Annotated in this window: 15 protein-coding genes; 12 read left to right on the forward strand and 3 right to left on the reverse strand. The window is 37.4% G+C overall.

Translation table 11 applies throughout. The features are described from left to right. Window positions 1-6 precede the first annotated feature (6 nt). Complete coding sequence (gene hxlA, locus ACFQZ9_RS19220) at window positions 7-648, reverse strand: 3-hexulose-6-phosphate synthase (protein WP_498944953.1); 642 nt, start codon at window positions 646-648, stop codon at window positions 7-9. A 247-nt stretch (window positions 649-895) separates the two neighbouring features. After that, entirely contained in the window at window positions 896-1,267 is a 372-nt protein-coding gene (locus tag ACFQZ9_RS19225) for a winged helix-turn-helix transcriptional regulator (protein WP_198309042.1), read from the reverse strand. Between the two features lie 250 nt (window positions 1,268-1,517). On the opposite strand from ACFQZ9_RS19225, the gene zwf reads away from it, so the two are divergent. From zwf to ACFQZ9_RS19275, 10 genes are all read left to right on the forward strand, one after another. Then, on the forward strand, window positions 1,518-2,975 hold the full coding sequence (gene zwf / locus ACFQZ9_RS19230; RefSeq protein WP_498945188.1) for a glucose-6-phosphate dehydrogenase: 1,458 nt from the start codon (window positions 1,518-1,520) through the stop codon (window positions 2,973-2,975). Between the two features lie 54 nt (window positions 2,976-3,029). After that, window positions 3,030-4,361, forward strand: coding sequence for a glucose-6-phosphate isomerase (locus ACFQZ9_RS19235; protein ID WP_498944954.1), 1,332 nt, complete (start codon window positions 3,030-3,032; stop codon window positions 4,359-4,361). Between the two features lie 27 nt (window positions 4,362-4,388). Further along, window positions 4,389-5,798: an NADP(+)-dependent, decarboxylating phosphogluconate dehydrogenase gene (gnd, locus tag ACFQZ9_RS19240; protein ID WP_498944955.1), complete on the forward strand. Its 1,410-nt coding sequence runs from the start codon at window positions 4,389-4,391 to the stop codon at window positions 5,796-5,798. Window positions 5,799-5,967: 169 nt separating this feature from the next. Further along, on the forward strand, window positions 5,968-6,966 hold the full coding sequence (locus ACFQZ9_RS19245) for an ABC transporter substrate-binding protein (RefSeq protein WP_498944956.1): 999 nt from the start codon (window positions 5,968-5,970) through the stop codon (window positions 6,964-6,966). Window positions 6,967-6,980: 14 nt separating this feature from the next. Then, a complete protein-coding gene (locus ACFQZ9_RS19250; protein WP_498944957.1) occupies window positions 6,981-7,853 on the forward strand; it encodes an ABC transporter permease in 873 nt (290 codons plus the stop codon). Between the two features lie 6 nt (window positions 7,854-7,859). Beyond that, window positions 7,860-8,654, forward strand: a complete 795-nt coding sequence (locus tag ACFQZ9_RS19255; protein ID WP_498944958.1) for an ABC transporter ATP-binding protein — start codon at window positions 7,860-7,862, stop codon at window positions 8,652-8,654. A 124-nt stretch (window positions 8,655-8,778) separates the two neighbouring features. Then, window positions 8,779-9,441 (forward strand): hypothetical protein, encoded by a 663-nt coding sequence (locus ACFQZ9_RS19260; protein ID WP_498944959.1) that lies wholly within the window; start codon window positions 8,779-8,781, stop codon window positions 9,439-9,441. 156 nt (window positions 9,442-9,597) lie between these two features. Next, complete coding sequence (locus ACFQZ9_RS19265; RefSeq protein ID WP_498944960.1) at window positions 9,598-11,226, forward strand: helix-turn-helix domain-containing protein; 1,629 nt, start codon at window positions 9,598-9,600, stop codon at window positions 11,224-11,226. Next, window positions 11,226-12,350 carry a pyridoxal phosphate-dependent aminotransferase gene (gene hisC, locus ACFQZ9_RS19270; RefSeq protein ID WP_498944961.1) on the forward strand — a complete coding sequence of 375 codons (1,125 nt, stop codon included), beginning with the start codon at window positions 11,226-11,228 and terminating at the stop codon, window positions 12,348-12,350. Before ACFQZ9_RS19265 ends, hisC (ACFQZ9_RS19270) begins: the two co-directional genes overlap by 1 nt. A gap of 1 nt (window position 12,351) precedes the next feature. Continuing rightward, on the forward strand, window positions 12,352-13,338 hold the full coding sequence (locus ACFQZ9_RS19275) for a C-terminal binding protein (protein ID WP_498944962.1): 987 nt from the start codon (window positions 12,352-12,354) through the stop codon (window positions 13,336-13,338). 288 nt (window positions 13,339-13,626) lie between these two features. On the opposite strand, the gene ACFQZ9_RS19280 is transcribed toward ACFQZ9_RS19275, so the two are convergent. After that, on the reverse strand, window positions 13,627-14,943 hold the full coding sequence (locus ACFQZ9_RS19280; protein WP_198309033.1) for a Na+/H+ antiporter family protein: 1,317 nt from the start codon (window positions 14,941-14,943) through the stop codon (window positions 13,627-13,629). Window positions 14,944-15,401: 458 nt separating this feature from the next. Between ACFQZ9_RS19280 and hisC (ACFQZ9_RS19285) the strand changes: the two genes are divergently transcribed. Continuing rightward, window positions 15,402-16,514 carry a pyridoxal phosphate-dependent aminotransferase gene (hisC, locus tag ACFQZ9_RS19285; RefSeq protein WP_498944963.1) on the forward strand — a complete coding sequence of 371 codons (1,113 nt, stop codon included), beginning with the start codon at window positions 15,402-15,404 and terminating at the stop codon, window positions 16,512-16,514. Window positions 16,515-16,528: 14 nt separating this feature from the next. Further along, window positions 16,529-17,524 carry a C-terminal binding protein gene (locus ACFQZ9_RS19290; RefSeq protein ID WP_498944964.1) on the forward strand — a complete coding sequence of 332 codons (996 nt, stop codon included), beginning with the start codon at window positions 16,529-16,531 and terminating at the stop codon, window positions 17,522-17,524. Window positions 17,525-17,600 lie beyond the last annotated feature (76 nt).

Genomic DNA, 17,600 nt, shown 5'->3' on the forward strand with positions numbered 1-17,600 from the left:
TCCTTTTTATGCATGAGCTTTTTCTTTGATTAATTCTTGCATTTTGGCAGCCACTGCTTTTTTATCTTCTTGGCCTGTAATACCGCCACCGACAATAACAAGGTCTGGCTGGGATTGTACAACTTCAGGCAGTGTATTTAATTTAATGCCGCCTGCTACAGCTGTTTTTGCATTTTTTACAACGCGCTTAATAGTCTGAAGCTGTTCAAACGGGCTTTCTCCCTCAGCTTGAAGGTCATAGCCTGTGTGCACACAAATATAATCGACACCTAATTCATCAACTTCTTTTGCCCGTTGTTCTAGATTTTTAACATTGATCATATCGATAAGGATTTTGGTACCTTGCTTTCTTGCTTCTTCTACAGCACCTTTAATGGTTGAATTGTCTGTAGCACCTAGAACAGTGATAATATCAGCACCTGCTTCTGAAGCCTTCATTACTTCGTATGCACCTGCATCCATAATTTTCAAATCGGCTAAAACTTTTAAAGATGGAAATGCTTGTTTAATTTTTTTTACAGCTCTAAGCCCTTCATTAATGACAACAGGTGTACCAATCTCGACGATATCAATATGCGCTGCTACTTCTTTTACCACCTCGATACCTTCTGGGATATTAACAAGATCTAAAGCTAATTGTAGTTCCATGAATTCTTCACTCCTGTTTTTTTATTTTTCAAAATCTTCTAGCACACCTTTATTTTAGATTTGACTTTTCGAAAAAGGAAGTACGCACTTTAAACTCATATAGTGCTAAAAAGTATACCTAGAGAAGTGGAATATTAAGAAGTTAGAGGTGTTTTTTGATGAAAATTATATAAAGACGTATGCTTTATAGACACAAAAAAACCACATGTTTGCTAATATCAGATTAGCTGCATGTGGTTTTTTAGATTTAAATTTTTTTCATAGACTTTCTCAATGGTTCTGGATTTTCTATGACATTCTCCAAATAATTTTTCCCCCAATTATACATTGACTCAAGAATGGGCAATAAGGTTTCCCCTTGTTTTGTTAGTGAATACTCCACTTTAGGAGGAACAACAGGATACACTTTTCTAGAAACAATGAGGTCTTCTTCCAGTTCTCGTAATTGGTTTACAAGCATTCTTTGCGTAATTTCAGGAATAAGTGATCTTAATTCATTAAACCTCTTTGTTCCTTCCTTGCCTAAATGCCACATAATAAGCATTTTCCATTTACCCCCTATAATAGCGAGTGTTAATTCCTTTTCACAGTTATATGATTTTCCACAAATATGACCCATTTTATTCCCTCCTAATTTTCTTAATGGTATACATTTTGTCACTATATGAGATTAAAGTGCGTACTTACAAATCTTTCATAACCAAATTATACTGAATATGCTGAAAACTTAATAGGTAAGAAACTTTACAAAACTATCACTTTCTTAGCCTTTTAAGAAAAAATTAGGAGGGAATCGAATGAATGACGTAACAATTCATCGAGACGTTTATTGTGATGAAAATGCTCTCGATGACATTAAGAATTTGAAACTGGACTCGATGACCTTTGTTCTATTTGGAGCATCGGGGGACTTAGCAAAGCGGAAAATATACCCTGCGCTTTATAATTTATTTTTAGATGAAAAAATGCCTAACTCGTTCTCTATTGTTGGAATAGGCAGGAGGGATTGGTCTGATGCGATATTTCGAAATTATGTAAAAGAATCCTTGCGAACGTTTTCTAGACGTTTTGAAAATGATACTGCGAAAACGGAAAAGTTTCTCCGATTATTTCATTTTTGCTCTTTAGATGTCACGAATACAAATGGGTATATAACGCTAATCGATGCCATTCAAAAACGCGAGGAAGAGTTTAATATTCCGGAAAATCGTTTATTTTATTTATCTGTTGCACCAAAATTTGTTGATATCATTACAACTAATATCAAGGAAAGTGGACTCGATGAATCAAAAGGCTGGAAACGTCTCATAATTGAAAAGCCGTTTGGACATGACTTAGAGTCAGCAAGAATCCTTAATCAAAAATTAAGGAAAGCATTTCAAGAGGAAGAGATTTTTCGGATTGATCATTACCTTGGAAAGCCAATGGTTCAGAACTTAGAGGCCTTAGGATTTGCTAATCCAGTCCTGCAAACCTTATGGAACAACCAACACATTGCAAATGTTCAAATAACAGCAAGTGAAACAGTTGGGGTAGAAGAGAGGGCGGGCTATTATGACCAGGCAGGGGCAATTCGGGATATGTTTCAAAATCATATGCTGCAAATTTTGATGATGACAGCCATGCACCTGCCTAACCGGATGAACTCAAAGGAAATCCGAAATGTTAAAAGAGAGGTTATCGAATCATTAAGACCTTTACAAAAAAGTGATGTGGGTTTAAATGTAGTTCGCGGACAATATGTTGCGGGGAAAATTGATGGTGACCCGGTTGTAGGATATCAAGAAGAACCGGGGGTTCGAGATTCTTCCACTAGCGATACATTTATTGCAGCACGATTGTGGATTGATAATTCTTTTTGGGGAGGTGTCCCCTTTTATATTCGGACAGGTAAAAGAATGCGGGACAAATCGACAAGGGTTGTAATTGAATATAAAAATCCGAAAAAGGATATATACATGGACCGCAATGAAGAAATCCCTCCAAACCTTTTAATGATAGAGATTAGTCCGAATCAAGGTGTTTCCTTCCAACTGAATAGTAAAAATCCATTAAATAATGGAAAGTTAGAGCCTTTTACAGTGGATTTCTTATCTACAGAAAAAAATGTGCCGGAAGCCTATGAAATGTTAATTTTTGATGCACTGCGCGGCGACCAGACATTCTTTGCGAATTGGAATGAAGTGGAATTATCTTGGAAGTGGGTACAACCAATTTTGAAAGCATTTGAAGAAAATATCCTCCCATTGCATCATTATCAGTCGGGTTCAATGGGTCCGGATGAATCACAGCAATTATTAGCCGAGGATGGATTTCATTGGTGGTAAATAATATTTTATCACCAATTTGATATATAAATTTGGGGGAGGAGAAGATAAAAATTGGCAATTTCTTTTGATTATACCAAAGCATTAACATTTATGAAAAAAAATGAAGTAGAACATTTAAGTGAATTTGTGAAAACAGCCCATTCCATGTTACATGAAAAGCACGGATCCGGATCTGACTTTCTTGGCTGGGTAGATTGGCCAATTTCTTATGATAAAGAAGAATTTGAGGGAATAAAAGAAGCTGCAGGCTGGATTCGAAAAAATTCCGATGCTCTAATTGTCATTGGAATTGGCGGCTCTTATTTGGGTGCCAGGGCAGTAATTGATGCATTGTCCCATACCTTTCATAACCAAATGGAAGGAAATACCCAAATTTATTATGCAGGCCATAATATTAGTTCAACTTACATTTCCGAACTATTAGAGCACTTGGAAGGAAAAGAAATCTCGATAAATGTCATCTCAAAATCTGGCACAACGACAGAACCGGCGATCTCCTTCCGCATTTTCCGTAACTATATGGAGAAACGCTATGGGAAGGATGAGGCAAGAAAACGTATTTTTGCGACCACTGATCAAGAAAAGGGCGCTTTAAAAAAGCTTGCAGACGAAGAAGGATATCAAACTTTTGTCATTCCGGATAATATTGGCGGAAGATACTCTGTGCTGACTGCAGTCGGCCTTTTGCCTATTGCCACAGCCGGATTGGATATCGATCGCATAATGGAAGGGGCTAGAGAGGCCTGTCATAGATTTAACAACCCGGAGCTTTTAACCAATGAATGCTATCAATATGCGGCTGTTCGTAATGCCTTTTACAACAAAGGCAAGGAAATCGAATTATTGGTTAATTATGAACCATCCATGCATTATGTTGCGGAATGGTGGAAGCAGCTCTTTGGGGAAAGTGAAGGGAAAGATCAGAAAGGTCTTTTTCCAGCCGCTGTTGATTTTTCAACTGATCTGCATTCCATGGGTCAATATGTGCAGGAAGGCAGACGCAATTTATTTGAAACGGTTATACAGATTAGAAAACCTAAGGTAGAATGGTTGATTCAAAGTGACATAGAAAATATTGATGGTTTAAACTTCCTAGTTGAAAAGACCATGGATGTAGTCAATAAAAAGGCATTTCAAGGTACTGTATTAGCCCATATTGATGGCGGGGTACCAAACTTAATTATAGAACTAGATGAAATAACTGAATTTTCAATTGGTGAAATGATTTACTTTTTCGAAAAGGCGTGTGGGATTAGTGGACATCTTCTTGGTGTGAATCCATTTGATCAGCCGGGTGTTGAAGCCTACAAGAAGAATATGTTTGCTTTACTTGGAAAACCAGGCTTTGAAAAGGAAAAGAAAGAGCTTGAGGCAAGGTTATAAGCGAAATATTTGAAAGGAAGGATGAAAATGGTGAAGAGTCAGATTGGGGTTATTGGTTTAGCGGTTATGGGAAAAAATCTTGCATTAAATATCGAAAGCAGAGGTTACTCGGTATCCGTGTATAACCGTTCTTCGGAAAAAACAGAAGCGTTTTTAAAGCGTGAAGCAGAGGGGAAGAATTTTATTGGGACTTATGAAATTAAAGAATTCATTGAGTCATTAGAACGTCCGCGGAAAATTTTATTAATGGTGAGAGCAGGCACACCAACAGATGCCATCATTAATTCTTTAAAACCTTATCTTGAGAAGGGGGATATTATCATTGATGGCGGCAATACTTTTTTCCAGGATACGATTAAACGAAATAAGGAATTGGAGGATATGGGTGTCCATTTTATCGGAACAGGTGTTTCTGGTGGAGAAGAAGGGGCATTGAAAGGTCCTTCCATCATGCCAGGCGGCCAAAAAGCTGCATATGAATTGGTAAAAGAAATCTTTGAAGCAATTTCTGCAAAAGTAAATGGAGATCCTTGCTGTACCTATATTGGTCCTGATGGCGCCGGACATTATGTAAAAATGGTTCACAATGGAATTGAATACGGGGATATGCAGTTGATCTCTGAAGCCTATTTTATTTTGAAACATGTGTTGGGATTACAAGCCCAAGAACTTCATGTGGTTTTTGCAGAATGGAACAAGGGGGAATTAGATAGTTATCTAATCGAAATTACCGCTGATATTTTTACGAAGATGGATCATGCAACAGGTAAACCAATAGTTGAGGTTATATTAGATGCTGCAGGTCAAAAGGGCACCGGTAAATGGACAAGTCAAAGTGCTTTGGATTTAGGCGTTCCACTTCCAATTATTACGGAATCTGTGTTTGCCCGCTATATATCTGCCATGAAAGATGAACGAGTTAAGGCAAGCAATTTATTAAATGGTCCAGAAATAAGGAAGTTTGAAGGTAATAGAGAAGAGCTAATTGAAGCTGTACGGAAGGCATTATATATGAGTAAAATTTGTTCTTATGCACAAGGATTTGCTCAAATGCGTTTGGCATCAGAAGAATATGACTGGAACCTCCACTATGGAGATATTGCCATGATTTTTAGAGGAGGCTGTATTATTAGGGCACAATTCTTACAAAAAATTAAAGATGCTTATGATCGGGATTCTAATCTATCTAACTTATTACTAGATTCTTATTTTAGAGACATTGTAGAAAACTACCAATCTGCTCTAAGACATGTGGTTACACTATCCATCGGGCAAGGTGTTGCAGTACCGGTATTTTCAAGTGCATTAGCTTACTATGACAGTTATCGGACAGAAACATTACCAGCGAATCTTATCCAAGCCCAGCGAGATTATTTTGGTGCACACACATACCAGCGTGTTGATCGGGAAGGAACTTTCCATACGGTATGGAATTAAAAATAAGTTGTATCAGGTAAGGATAACAAGGTTTCCACGGTGTAAATATTTATTTTTTTGTACAGTATCTTGTCCTATGTAAAAAAAGTGCATTTTTTCATAAAAAATTATTGTATAAATAACCTATGTATATTAAATTTTTGGAAAATTCTAAAAAGGTGGTAGTTTAATGAGAAAATTTGGGTTGCTTGTATTCATTATTTTATTACTAGCCATGACAGGATGTTCGGGGACCGCTAGCACCAAGCCTGAAAAAAAGGAATCAGCAAAGAATGATGTTATTAATTTAGGCGTGGCCACTTGGGTTGGGTATTCTCCGCTATACATTGCACAGGAAAAAGGATTTTTCAAAAAGAATGGCGTTAATGTTAATTTGATGAAAATGGAAAGCAATACGGATCGTAGAACCGCCCTTGCAGCAAACCGTCTGCAGGGATTTGCTTCAACTGTTGACACTCATGTGGTTACTGCAGCAAGCAATGTGCCGGTCGTTCAGGTGGTAGCGCTCGACGATTCACATGGCGGGGATGGGATTGTAGCAAATAAGGAAATTAAAAGTTTGAAAGATTTGAAAGGTAAGCGTGTTGCTGTACAGACAGACGGCGGTGCAAGTTTCTTTTGGTTCCTTTATTTATTAAAGCAAGAGGGAATTGATTTTAAAGATATTGATGCACAAAACATGACGGCTGGAGATGCAGGTGCAGCATTCGTAGCGAACAAAGTAGATGCTGCCGTTACTTGGGAGCCGTGGTTAACAAAAGCAAAACACACAAACTTTGGAAGCGTATTAATGACTAGTGCTGCTTCCCCGGGCGTCATTACAAGTACGATTGCCATGAGAAAAGATTTCACTAAAGAAAACCCAAAAGCGGTAAAAGCTTTAGTAAAATCTTGGTTTGAAGCGGTCGAATACTATAAAACAAATAAGGAAGATGCATTGAAAATTATGGCTAAGGCAATGGGGCAATCTCCAACAGAATTAGAAGAGTCATTGCAGGGTGTGCAGTTTTATGATGAGACGGGAAATAAAAAATACTTTGGAACTAAGGATCATCCTGGACCATTACATGAACTCTCAAAACTAGGCGCGGATTTTTGGAAACAGCAAAAATTAATCGATAATGAGCCGAATATTGATGAAATTATTAACTACTCATTTGTTCAATAAAGAGGAGGAATTATGTGGAAAAAGTGGTAAAAAACGAGGAAGTAGTTAAACAACCACCCAAAATACCATTTAAAGCTGAAAGAAATGGTGCACATAAAAATAGAAAATGGCTCCAGCCGCAAGCAAATATACCGTATAAATTATATCTAGGGGTTAGCGTGTCAAGTATTGCATTATTGTTTGTTATTTGGTCGCTGCTAACATATGGGGGAATGGTCGATCCCCTTTTTCTACCGACTCCCACTCAAATTATCAATTCTGGGGTAACCTTGTTTACAGAATATAACTTTATTAATGATATTGGAATTACGATTTATCGAGTTCTTGCTGGTTTTATGATTGCTGTCCTAGTTGGACTGCCGCTTGGCATATTGATGGGCACATTTAAAGTAGTGGAGGCATTTTTTGAACCAGTGATTTCCTCGATTCGATACATGCCGGCATCTGCTTTTATCCCGCTCTTTATTTTATGGATTGGTGTGGGAGAATTGGAGAAAATTACAATTATTTTTGTTGGAACCTTTTTCTCCTTAGTTCTTATGACTGCCGTTGAGGTAGCAAATGTTCGACGGGAGCTTTTAGAAGCAGCCTATACACTTGGGAGAACAAGATTTGGAGTACTACGGTCTGTCATTCTTCCTGCTTCTATTCCGGGTATTATGGAAATAATCCGGCTGATTCTTGGCTGGGCATGGTCATACATTATTGTCGCAGAACTTGTGGCTTCATCTTCTGGTATTGGGAGCTTGATTTTAGAGTCTCAGCGTATGTTGAAAACCGGAAATATTATTTTTGGTATCTTGACAATCGGTTTGTTGGGTTTGCTATCTGATTTAATCTTAAAAGTGGCAATAAGAAAAATGTTCCCATGGCATTATGGAAGGTGATGAGAAATGATGGATGCAAAGCTTGAAATACAGAATATCACAAAAATATTCTCTGGTAATAAAAAAGGTTCACAAGTACTTGCCCTTAATACAACGAACCTAAAAATTATGCCTAATGAATTTATTACTATTCTTGGTCCGTCGGGTTGTGGGAAATCTACTTTGCTTAGGATTGTAGCAGGTCTTGAGGAACAGACGGCGGGACATGTCTATCTCGATGGTAAAGAGGTTTATGGTCCATCTTCAAATAGAGGAATGGTTTTTCAAGCCTATTCTCTATTTCCCTGGCTTACAGTGGAAGAAAATATTCAGTTTGGCTTGAAACATAAAGAGCTCAGTACAGCACAACGTAAAGAGATTGGTAGGAATTATATTGAATTAGTTAGGCTTGAGGGATTTGAAAAACATTACCCGCGGCAGCTTTCCGGTGGGATGCAGCAACGTGTGGCGATTGCAAGAGCATTGGCAAATGATCCGGAGATCCTTTTGCTTGATGAACCATTTGGTGCACTTGACAATCAAACGCGGACATTGATGCAAGAATTATTGCTTGAAATTTGGGAGAAATCACATAAGACAATTCTATTTATTACGCATGATGTTGAAGAATCTATATATCTAGCCAATAGGGTAATTGTCATGACTTCAAGACCCGGTAAAATTAAAGCGGATATTCCAATAGAACTTGAGCATCCAAGGTCCTATCATATTAAAATGGATTCCCGCTTCCTTGCATATAAGGAACAGTTAACAGAATTAATTCGTGAGGAAAGCTTAAAAGCAATGATAGAAGTGAAATAATTTTTACTACCAGGAAGTTAAAAAAGTGTAAGATATCATAAGAATGAGTACTTTTAGAAAATTATAACCAGAAATATAATTATGAATAGTTAGAATAATAAATTTTCAAATGGAGGGTTTTAAAATGGCAACAATCACACGCGAAGAATTTTTTACAGAGTTTAGGGGCATTAAGGAAGAGCTTAAGAACTATGCCCAAGAGAAAGCAGAAAAATTCTGGACAAAGGAAGATCTAACACAGGAAGAAGTTTTTACTGCGATTGAACAAAGAGTTTGGCTGGAAATCGCTTATGTTTTCTTCCTTGGAAAACAAATTAATGATTATTGGAAGGAATTCGATAGAACCACAGTAACAGCTTTGTGTAAACATATGTGGGAAGAAGCGCACCATTATGAGATTATTTGTAGAGTGCTTGAGAAACATGGTTATACTGCTCCAACTGAACCACCAGCACAACATCTTGGTTGGGAAAACTTGCATTGGGAGGCCCTTGGAAAAGACCGCGCCTGTGCAGTGGCTGTATGGAATTGTTCTGAAACTTCAACAACAACTACACATGATATCGTAATCGAGAACTGCCGGCGGATTGGCTTACCTGACTTGGCAAGATGCTATGAAACAATTAAAAAGGATGAAGAATTCCATGCTAGACTTGGAGAAATGATTGTCGAAAAGTATGTTGTTACTGATGAACATATTGAAAACGCAATTTGGGGTGCACGTCGTCTTCGCGAAGAAATGATTCATTATTATGATACAATCTATCCTGTAAATGAAACCGTTTAATAAAAATTAAAATTAGATTAAAATTGAGTGAGGTATCTCGTGTCTTACAGAGTCATAGGTACCTAACTCAATTTTTTAAATATATATTTAAACTTTTGAATGAAAGAGTGTGATTCTATGGAAAACCTAATACTCCTCGCAACAGATGATAAACATGTGATTAATCTCTTTCATCAAATAAATAAAGAATATAAATTTGGCTTTTTGATAGAAGCAGTGGACAAAAAGTACCTTTTAAAAGAAGATTTATCATTTAAGCTGGGTACCATCGCAGTACTTTTAGATCTCGATGAAATGATGAAATTAACTAAAGATGTCGTTCTTCAACAATTAGCTAAGAAGAAAATTACAATACCTTTGGTTGTGGTGAAAAGCCGTTACGAGGACCTCGAGATGCGATCGCTTTTTAAAAATGGTGTTTTTGATTGCTTAAGTAAGCCGTTTGATGAGGAAGTAGTGTATCGACTGTTGCAGGAACTCAAAGTGGAAGCACAGCTTTCCGACCAGATGATGCAACAAAGAAATGAAGATCCACATAATATTATGTCTTCCGTAAGACTCGGTCTTATTTATAATTTATTATATGGAAATATTAAAAACTCTAGAGAAATTTGGGATCAAAGTCAATTAGTTGGATTATCTACCATGCCAAACACTGCAATGTCCCTTCAAATAGACGAGTTTTTTTTAAAGAACAAGGAAAAGAGTAAACAGTGGCAGGATTTTGTTCGTAATGAAATTATCACGGTTACCCGTCAATTCTTCATGAAAAAGTTAGATGAGTGTCTGGCTATGGGAACAGCAGCAGATAAATTTGCAATCCTCCTCTCATTTCCTTTTTTTGACGACCATTTAGGATTTAAGCAATACGCTAAGAAAATATCCGAGGAAGCGAAAACATATATCAAAGAAAATACAGGTTATAGCGTCACGATAGGCATTGGAAACTATTATAAAGATGTAAGGAATTTACATTTAAGTTATCAAGAAGCACAAACCGCTTTAAAACATAAATTCTTTTTAGGAAAGGATTTAGTGATCCCGCATGATGATGTAGTACCGTTTACAAATGAATTTGTTCTTCTACCAAATCAAGATGTATCAACCTTAGCAAGTAAATTAATGGTAGCGGATAATATAGCTGTTTCAGATAATATGAAAAATTTATTAGACCGATTGTTTTCGTTACAGAATGTTGACCCAGAAGTCTTAAAACTGCAGCTTTCAGAAATTTCGACTATGCTTGCTCGTGCAGCTATAAATGGGGGGGCAAATGAAAAGGAAATTCATTTTATCCTTTCGGAATATACATCTTCCTTAAATTTTGTCGAAAATTTAGTCCAATTGGAGCAGTGGATAAGGAATCTGATCCATCGATTTATTGACCTGGTTTCTACAAAAAATAATGATCATACCCTTAAATCAATCCAAAAGGCTATGGAATATATTGAACAGCATTATTTAGAACAAATTACTTTGGAAAAGGTTTCAAGTCATGTACATCTAAGTCCTACATATTTTAGTAGAATTTTTAAAAGTGCTACTGGAACTAATTTTGTTGAATATATTACTTATTTGCGAATAGAAAAAGCGAAAGAATTGTTAAAAGATTTAAATTATACGGTTTATCAAATCGCTTTTGAAGTCGGATATAGTAATTCTCACTACTTTAGCCGTGTTTTTAAAACATTGGTGGGCAAAACTCCAAGTGAATACCGTAATTCTATATTGGTTCCATCTGGAAATTCAACGGAGGGATTATTTGAACGGAAGGAGTTGTATTGATGAAAGAATCATGGAGAAAAAGTGTAACAAAGTTAAAGCCTTATATCCCTGGGAAGGCCATAGAAGAGGTAAAGCGGGAACTAGGATTGGATGAAATCATTCGGTTGGCCTCTAATGAAAATCCTTTTGGACCATCACCAAAGGCCGTAGAGGCTATGCAAATCGCTGTGAAAGACAGCCAATTATATCCTGAGTCAACATGCAGGGAACTTCGTGAAAAATTAGGAAATTTCTATAAAATTGATCCTGATCAGTTTCTAATTGCAAACGGTGCGGATAATATTATCTCTTTGATTGGTAATGCCTACATTAACCCTGGGGATGAAATTATCTATTGCACCCCGACTTTCCCGGCATATAGGACAATTACTTTGCTAATGGAAGGAACTCCTGTTGAAGTCCCGTTGCTCGCGAACCATACCTATAATCTTGAAGGAATTCTGTCAGCAATAAATGAAAATACTAAACTTATTTTTATTTGTAATCCCAATAACCCGACTGGTACGATTTTGGGAGAAAATGAATTAGAATTATTTTTTAAAAAAATACCACCACATGTGATAGTGGTGTTGGATGAAGCATATGTCGATTTTATTGATCGTGAAAGGTATAGTACTGGAATCGATTATGTAAAGGAAGGATATCCTGTTATTTTTGTTCGAACATTTTCAAAATTATATGGGTTAGCTGGCACTAGAATTGGATATGCTGCAGCACGTTTTGAATATATAGAGCCAATACGAGCGGTAAGGGAACCATTTTCAGCAAATCGAATTGCCCATGCCGGCGCTTTAGCTGCTTTCGATGACCAGGAGTATATAAATAAAAGTTTACGAGAAAATAAGCGTGAGATGATTGAGCTTACAAAAGAACTAAAGGCTTTGGGGTTTAATGTGACTGAATCACACGCTAACTTTCTGTTCGTAGATATGAAAGAAGATGTTAAAGAGTTATCCAAGGCGCTTATGCAAGAGGGAATTCTTATTCGCCCATGTATAGCTTGGGGGTTACCAACATATGCCCGTATTTCTATTGGTACTTGGGAACAAAATAAACAGTTAATAAAATCATTAAAAAAAATTAGAAAAAATCTAACTGCAACCGTTGCAAAAGGAGAGAAGTAGAGTGAGAGATGGAAAGCATTTGGTTTGGATTTTAGACGATGAATGGAATGAACATCAATTAGAAATGAAGATGTATCAACAGTATAATATAGAAGTAAAAGTTACCCGTTCGGAAACATTAGCGGAAGATTTACCGGTATATGCTGCCGTCGCTGATGCCGTTGTTGCACAAGTTGGTTTTCAATGCCGGGGTGAAATTATTGAAAAGTTAGATTCGTGTAAAGTGATCTCTATTCCGGGAGTTGGCTTTAATCATGTAGATGTGGAGGCGGCTACTAAAAAAGGGATTGCTGTCTCACATGTTCCAGATTATTGCGCAGAAGAGGTATCTGATCATACAGTTGCCTTAATTCTTGCGGTTACTCGGAGGTTGGCTGCTTATAGTCGGAAAGTAAGAGCAGGAAAATGGGATCCACTTGATACCCTTCCGATTCATCGCTTTAGTACAAGAACTGTTGGATTAATTGGCTTTGGACGTATTGCCCGTATGGTTGCTGATAAGTTAAAGCCATTTGGGGTGCAAATTTTAGCACATGATGAGTACATTTCGGAAGAATCTATTCGAAATCAAGGTGCTATTCCGGTTTCATTAGACGAACTGTTGGAGCAATCGAATATTATTAGTCTTCATGTACCACTTACACCTGAAACACACAATTTAATCAATTATGAACGCCTTAAAAAGCTCCCAAAAGGTGCCTTTGTTATCAATACATGCCGTGGTGGCGTCTTAAATGAAAATGACTTACAAAGAGCCATTGAAGAAGGTCATATAGCCGGAGCAGGCCTAGATGTGCTGGAGCAGGAACCTCCTGCATCAGATTATTCACTGTTAACAATGGAGGAGTGCTTAATTACACCACATTCATCTTATTTCTCTGAGGAGTCGATCACAGAGCTAAGAACCAGAACAACTCAGGCAGCAATTGATGGCGTTTTAGGAAATGATTTGCCATATGCATTGAATCTGAAGAAAATAAAAATATAATTGATTATTTTGAAATGGCCAGACCGGTTAATTCGGTCTGGTTATTTCTTTTCTTATATATATGGTTGAAGCTGTTACTATTAAAGCAAAAAGAGGGTTTCCTAAAACTTTTAAGGGTACCCTCTTTTTGTGTATCTGTTCTTTGAATCTTGTCTGTTGATTTCCGCTCCAGGCGCGAGCGGTTCGCGGGCGTGCCGGGGAGCCTCCTCGTCACTTCGCGCCTTCCACTCCAATCAACAGAGTGTTAAAATTTTTATTCAACTCCTATTGCTAATTTGATAATATTATTTATAAAACAAAAGCAGCTATTAACCCAAATATAAAAAGTGGAATATTGTAGTGCATAAAGGTAGGAACACATGTATCCCAAATGTGATTATGTCTTCCGTCTGCATTTAACCCAATGGTAGGGCCAATTGTACTATCTGATGCAGGCGAACCTGCGTCACCTAATGCACTTGCTGTTCCAATCAATGCTGCAGTTGCCATTGGTGAAAATCCTACTGAAATGCATAAAGGAACATATACGGCTGCTAAAATCGGGATTGTACCAAATGAAGTACCGATTCCCATTGTAATCAACAATCCAATTGTAAGAATGATAAAAGAGGTGAACAATTTGCTCCCACCAATAATACCAGATGTATTAGAAACTAAGTGGTCAATTGCTCCGGTTTCTTTTAAGATTGTTGAATAACCAGCAGCAATCAATAATACAAATGCAATGGCCCCCATCATTTTCATACCATCATCGACAATTTCATCCCCTTTGAAAAACGGGGCGACGCGCCCCAAGAACATAGCTGCGATACCTGCTAGCGCTCCTAATGCAAGAGAATGAGTATATAGTTGAATTCCAAGGGACAAAACAATCGCAATTAAAGTGATAACATGCTGCTTGTTAAATGGAATAACTTCGGAAGTTGCTGACATTTCTAATTCCGCAAGGGAATTTTCCAGTTCGTTTGGTGGTGCTGTTTCCTTTGCTTTTCGATAGGTAATGAAAACGGCAATTAATAATCCGACAATCATTCCTAAGCCTGGAATTAGTAAGGCAAGAGGAAGCTGACCCACCGTAATATTCATCCCATATTTTTTCATTTCGCTTGCAATAATTTGGTGATACATAAGTCCATATCCAGCAGGAATCATGATGTAAGGAGCCTTTAAACCAAAGGTTAAGGCTGTTGCTACTCCACGTCTGTCTATTTTCATGCGATCAAACAGATGGAGCAAGGGAGGAATAAGAATTGGGATAAAGGCTATATGCACGGGAACCAAGTTTTGCGAAAAACAAGAAACCCCTGCGATAGCCAACAAAATAATTGCTCTTTTCCCTTTCATAAATTTGATCATTTTTTTAACTAGTATACCGGTAATTCCTGAATACTTAATCATAACCGCGAAAATACCAAGCAAAATTACACTTAAAGCGGTTTCAGCTTGTCCACCCATTCCGGAAATGAGCATCGCTAATGTGTCTGTAATGGAGAGCCCTTCAATTAATCCAGCGCTTATTGCAGCTAGTAAAATACTTAGAAGCACATTTACTCTCAACATACTTAATGCAATTAAAACGAACACAGAAATTAAAACAGCATACATTAATCACTTTCCCCCTTTTTTACGTTCGTAATAGTAAAAATACATCCCACCGAAGAATATCAGTGCTATTTGAATCCTCTCCATCAGTAGGTGAATTTTTCACCTCCTTCCATTTGTTCCAATTTTATGAATCTTCTTAATGTTATCTGATAGGCGAGTTTTCAGTAACCACGCATTTTTATGAAATACAATACTTTTTTGCTTTGTTCTCGTGTTTTTAAGAAAAAGTTTACTTCCTTACTTTTCTAGCAGTGAAAGAGTGATATCAAACAGTAGTCTAAATTTTTGTTTTATTGTGTATTTTTTTAGCAGTAATTAAAAAATGACTTAGCCTAATTCTGAATATTGTGTAAAATAACTTTTGAGTTCAACACTCTGTTTATAAATAGTAATTTTTTAATCCTAGTAAAAAAATTTAAAGGTTAAAAAATGGTTAACTATCTTAGGAGGGATTAACAATGTCAGAAGATTTATGGCGTGATAGTGTAAGGAATTTGGATCCGTATATTCCCAGACAAGCAGCAATGGAAGCAGAACAACAATCAAAAATAAAGGAAGTAATTCGACTTGCGACAAATGAAAATCCACATGGCCCTTCGCAAAAAGCGATTACAGCAATGCAAAATGCAGTTCTTGAAAGTCATTATTACCCGGACTTGACTTGTCTTGCGCTTCGCAACAAACTTGGAAAACTGCATGGAATGGATCCGGAAAATTATGTAATCGCAAATGGAGCAGACAATATTATTAATCTAGTGATTGCCTCCTATGTTAATCAGGGGGAAGAGGTGGTTTATTGTACGCCCACGTTTTCGGAATATAATAAAAACACTTTGCTTGTTGGGGGAATCCCAGTAGAGATTCCGACCACGCTGGATCATAAGTTTGATCTTGAGGCGATACTGGACGCAATTAATGAGAGAACAAAGCTGGTCATTATTTGCAACCCAAATAATCCGACGGGAACAATTGTTGATGAAAAGGAACTAAGAACCTTTTTAAGCCGCTTGCCAAAACATGTAATTGTTGTTTTAGATGAGGCATATGGTGAATTTATTGCAATACCAAATTATTCAACCGGTGTAGAGTATATCCAGGAAGGATACCCAGTCATTACAATCCGTACCTTTTCGAAATTATTTGGTTTAGCTGGGATGCGAGTCGGTTATGCAATGGCAAAGGGAGAGTTGATTCGACCCTTGCAAATGGTTCGTGAACCTTTTGCATGTAACCGCGTAGCAGAGGCCGGTGCTATAGCATCTCTTGAGGACGTGGAATATACCGAAAAGGTATTGGCTGAAAACAGAACAGAAATGGTTAAGATGATAAAAGAATTCCGGTCCCTTGGATTTAGCGTTGAAGAAACACATACTAACTTTTTATTTATCGATATGAAACAGGATACTTCGAAACTAGCACAAAAACTATGCCAAAAAGGCCTTATCATACGTCCATGTGCAGCTTGGGGGTTCCCTACTTTTGCTCGGATTAGTATCGGTTCTGAGGTAAATAATCAAAAACTTATCAAAGCGCTGCAGGAAATTAGCAGCCAAACTCCAAATCATGTATAAAGGTGGTGGGTATTTTGAAAAATGGGAAACTTTTGGCTTGGATACTTGATGATGAGTGGATTGATCACAGTGTTGAGAAGGCAATCCTTGAACAAAATGGTTTTGATGTAAAAGTTACACGGTTCGAAACATTGGATGCGGAATGGCCTATTTATGCCCCATACGCGGATGGTGTAATCGTCCAAGTAGGATTTCCTTGTTATGAAGAATTAATTGATAAGTTGGATTCTTGCCGTGTTATTACAGCTTCATCAGTTGGATATAACACAATTGATTTGGATGCAGCCGCAAGTAAAGGGATAAAAGTCACCCATGTACCCGAATTTTGTTCGGAAGAGGTTTCGGATCAGACGATTGCCCACATGTTAACCATTACTCGACGTTTCCCAGCTTATAATAGACAAGTAAAAGAAGGGAAATGGCATCCGATGGACACCCTGCCAATTCAACGTTTTAGTTCAAATACAGTAGGGTTTCTTGGATTTGGAAAAATTGCACGGAGGGTTGCTGAAAAACTTAAGCCGTTTGGTGTTCGCCTTATTGCCTATGCCCCGAGTGCTCCTAAAGAAGTATTTTCAAAATACTCAGTTGAAGCAGTTGCGTTTAACGATTTGTTAAGGCAATCCACAATCCTAAGTCTGCACATACCTTTGAAACCAGAAAATCGGAATATTATTGGGTATGAACAATTAAAAATGATGCCTAAGGGATCTTTTATTGTAAACACCAGCCGTGGAGGGCTAATTAATGAAGAGGATTTGTATCAAGCCATTGTTGAAGGACATATTGCAGGGGCGGGCTTGGATGTACTCTTGAATGAACCCCCTGACCCAAACGATCCGTTGCTTAGTCTTGATGAAGTTTATATCACTCCGCATTCCGGATATATTTCGGATGATGCTCTTAACGAATTGAAATATAAGACATGCCAAAATATTCTTGACGGTGTAGCCGGTCGGCCTTTAGTCAAAGTTTTGAACCAAGAAGCATTAAACAAGTTAATATGGTAGAAAATTGACAAGTTTAGAAATTCAATAATTAAAAAAGAAGCATCATCGGAATAAGAAAAAACTTTTCCGCTGATGC

This window comes from Neobacillus sp. GCM10027624, assembly GCF_042675345.1.
Classification (GTDB): Bacteria; Bacillota; Bacilli; order Bacillales; family Cytobacillaceae; genus Neobacillus; species Neobacillus cucumis_D.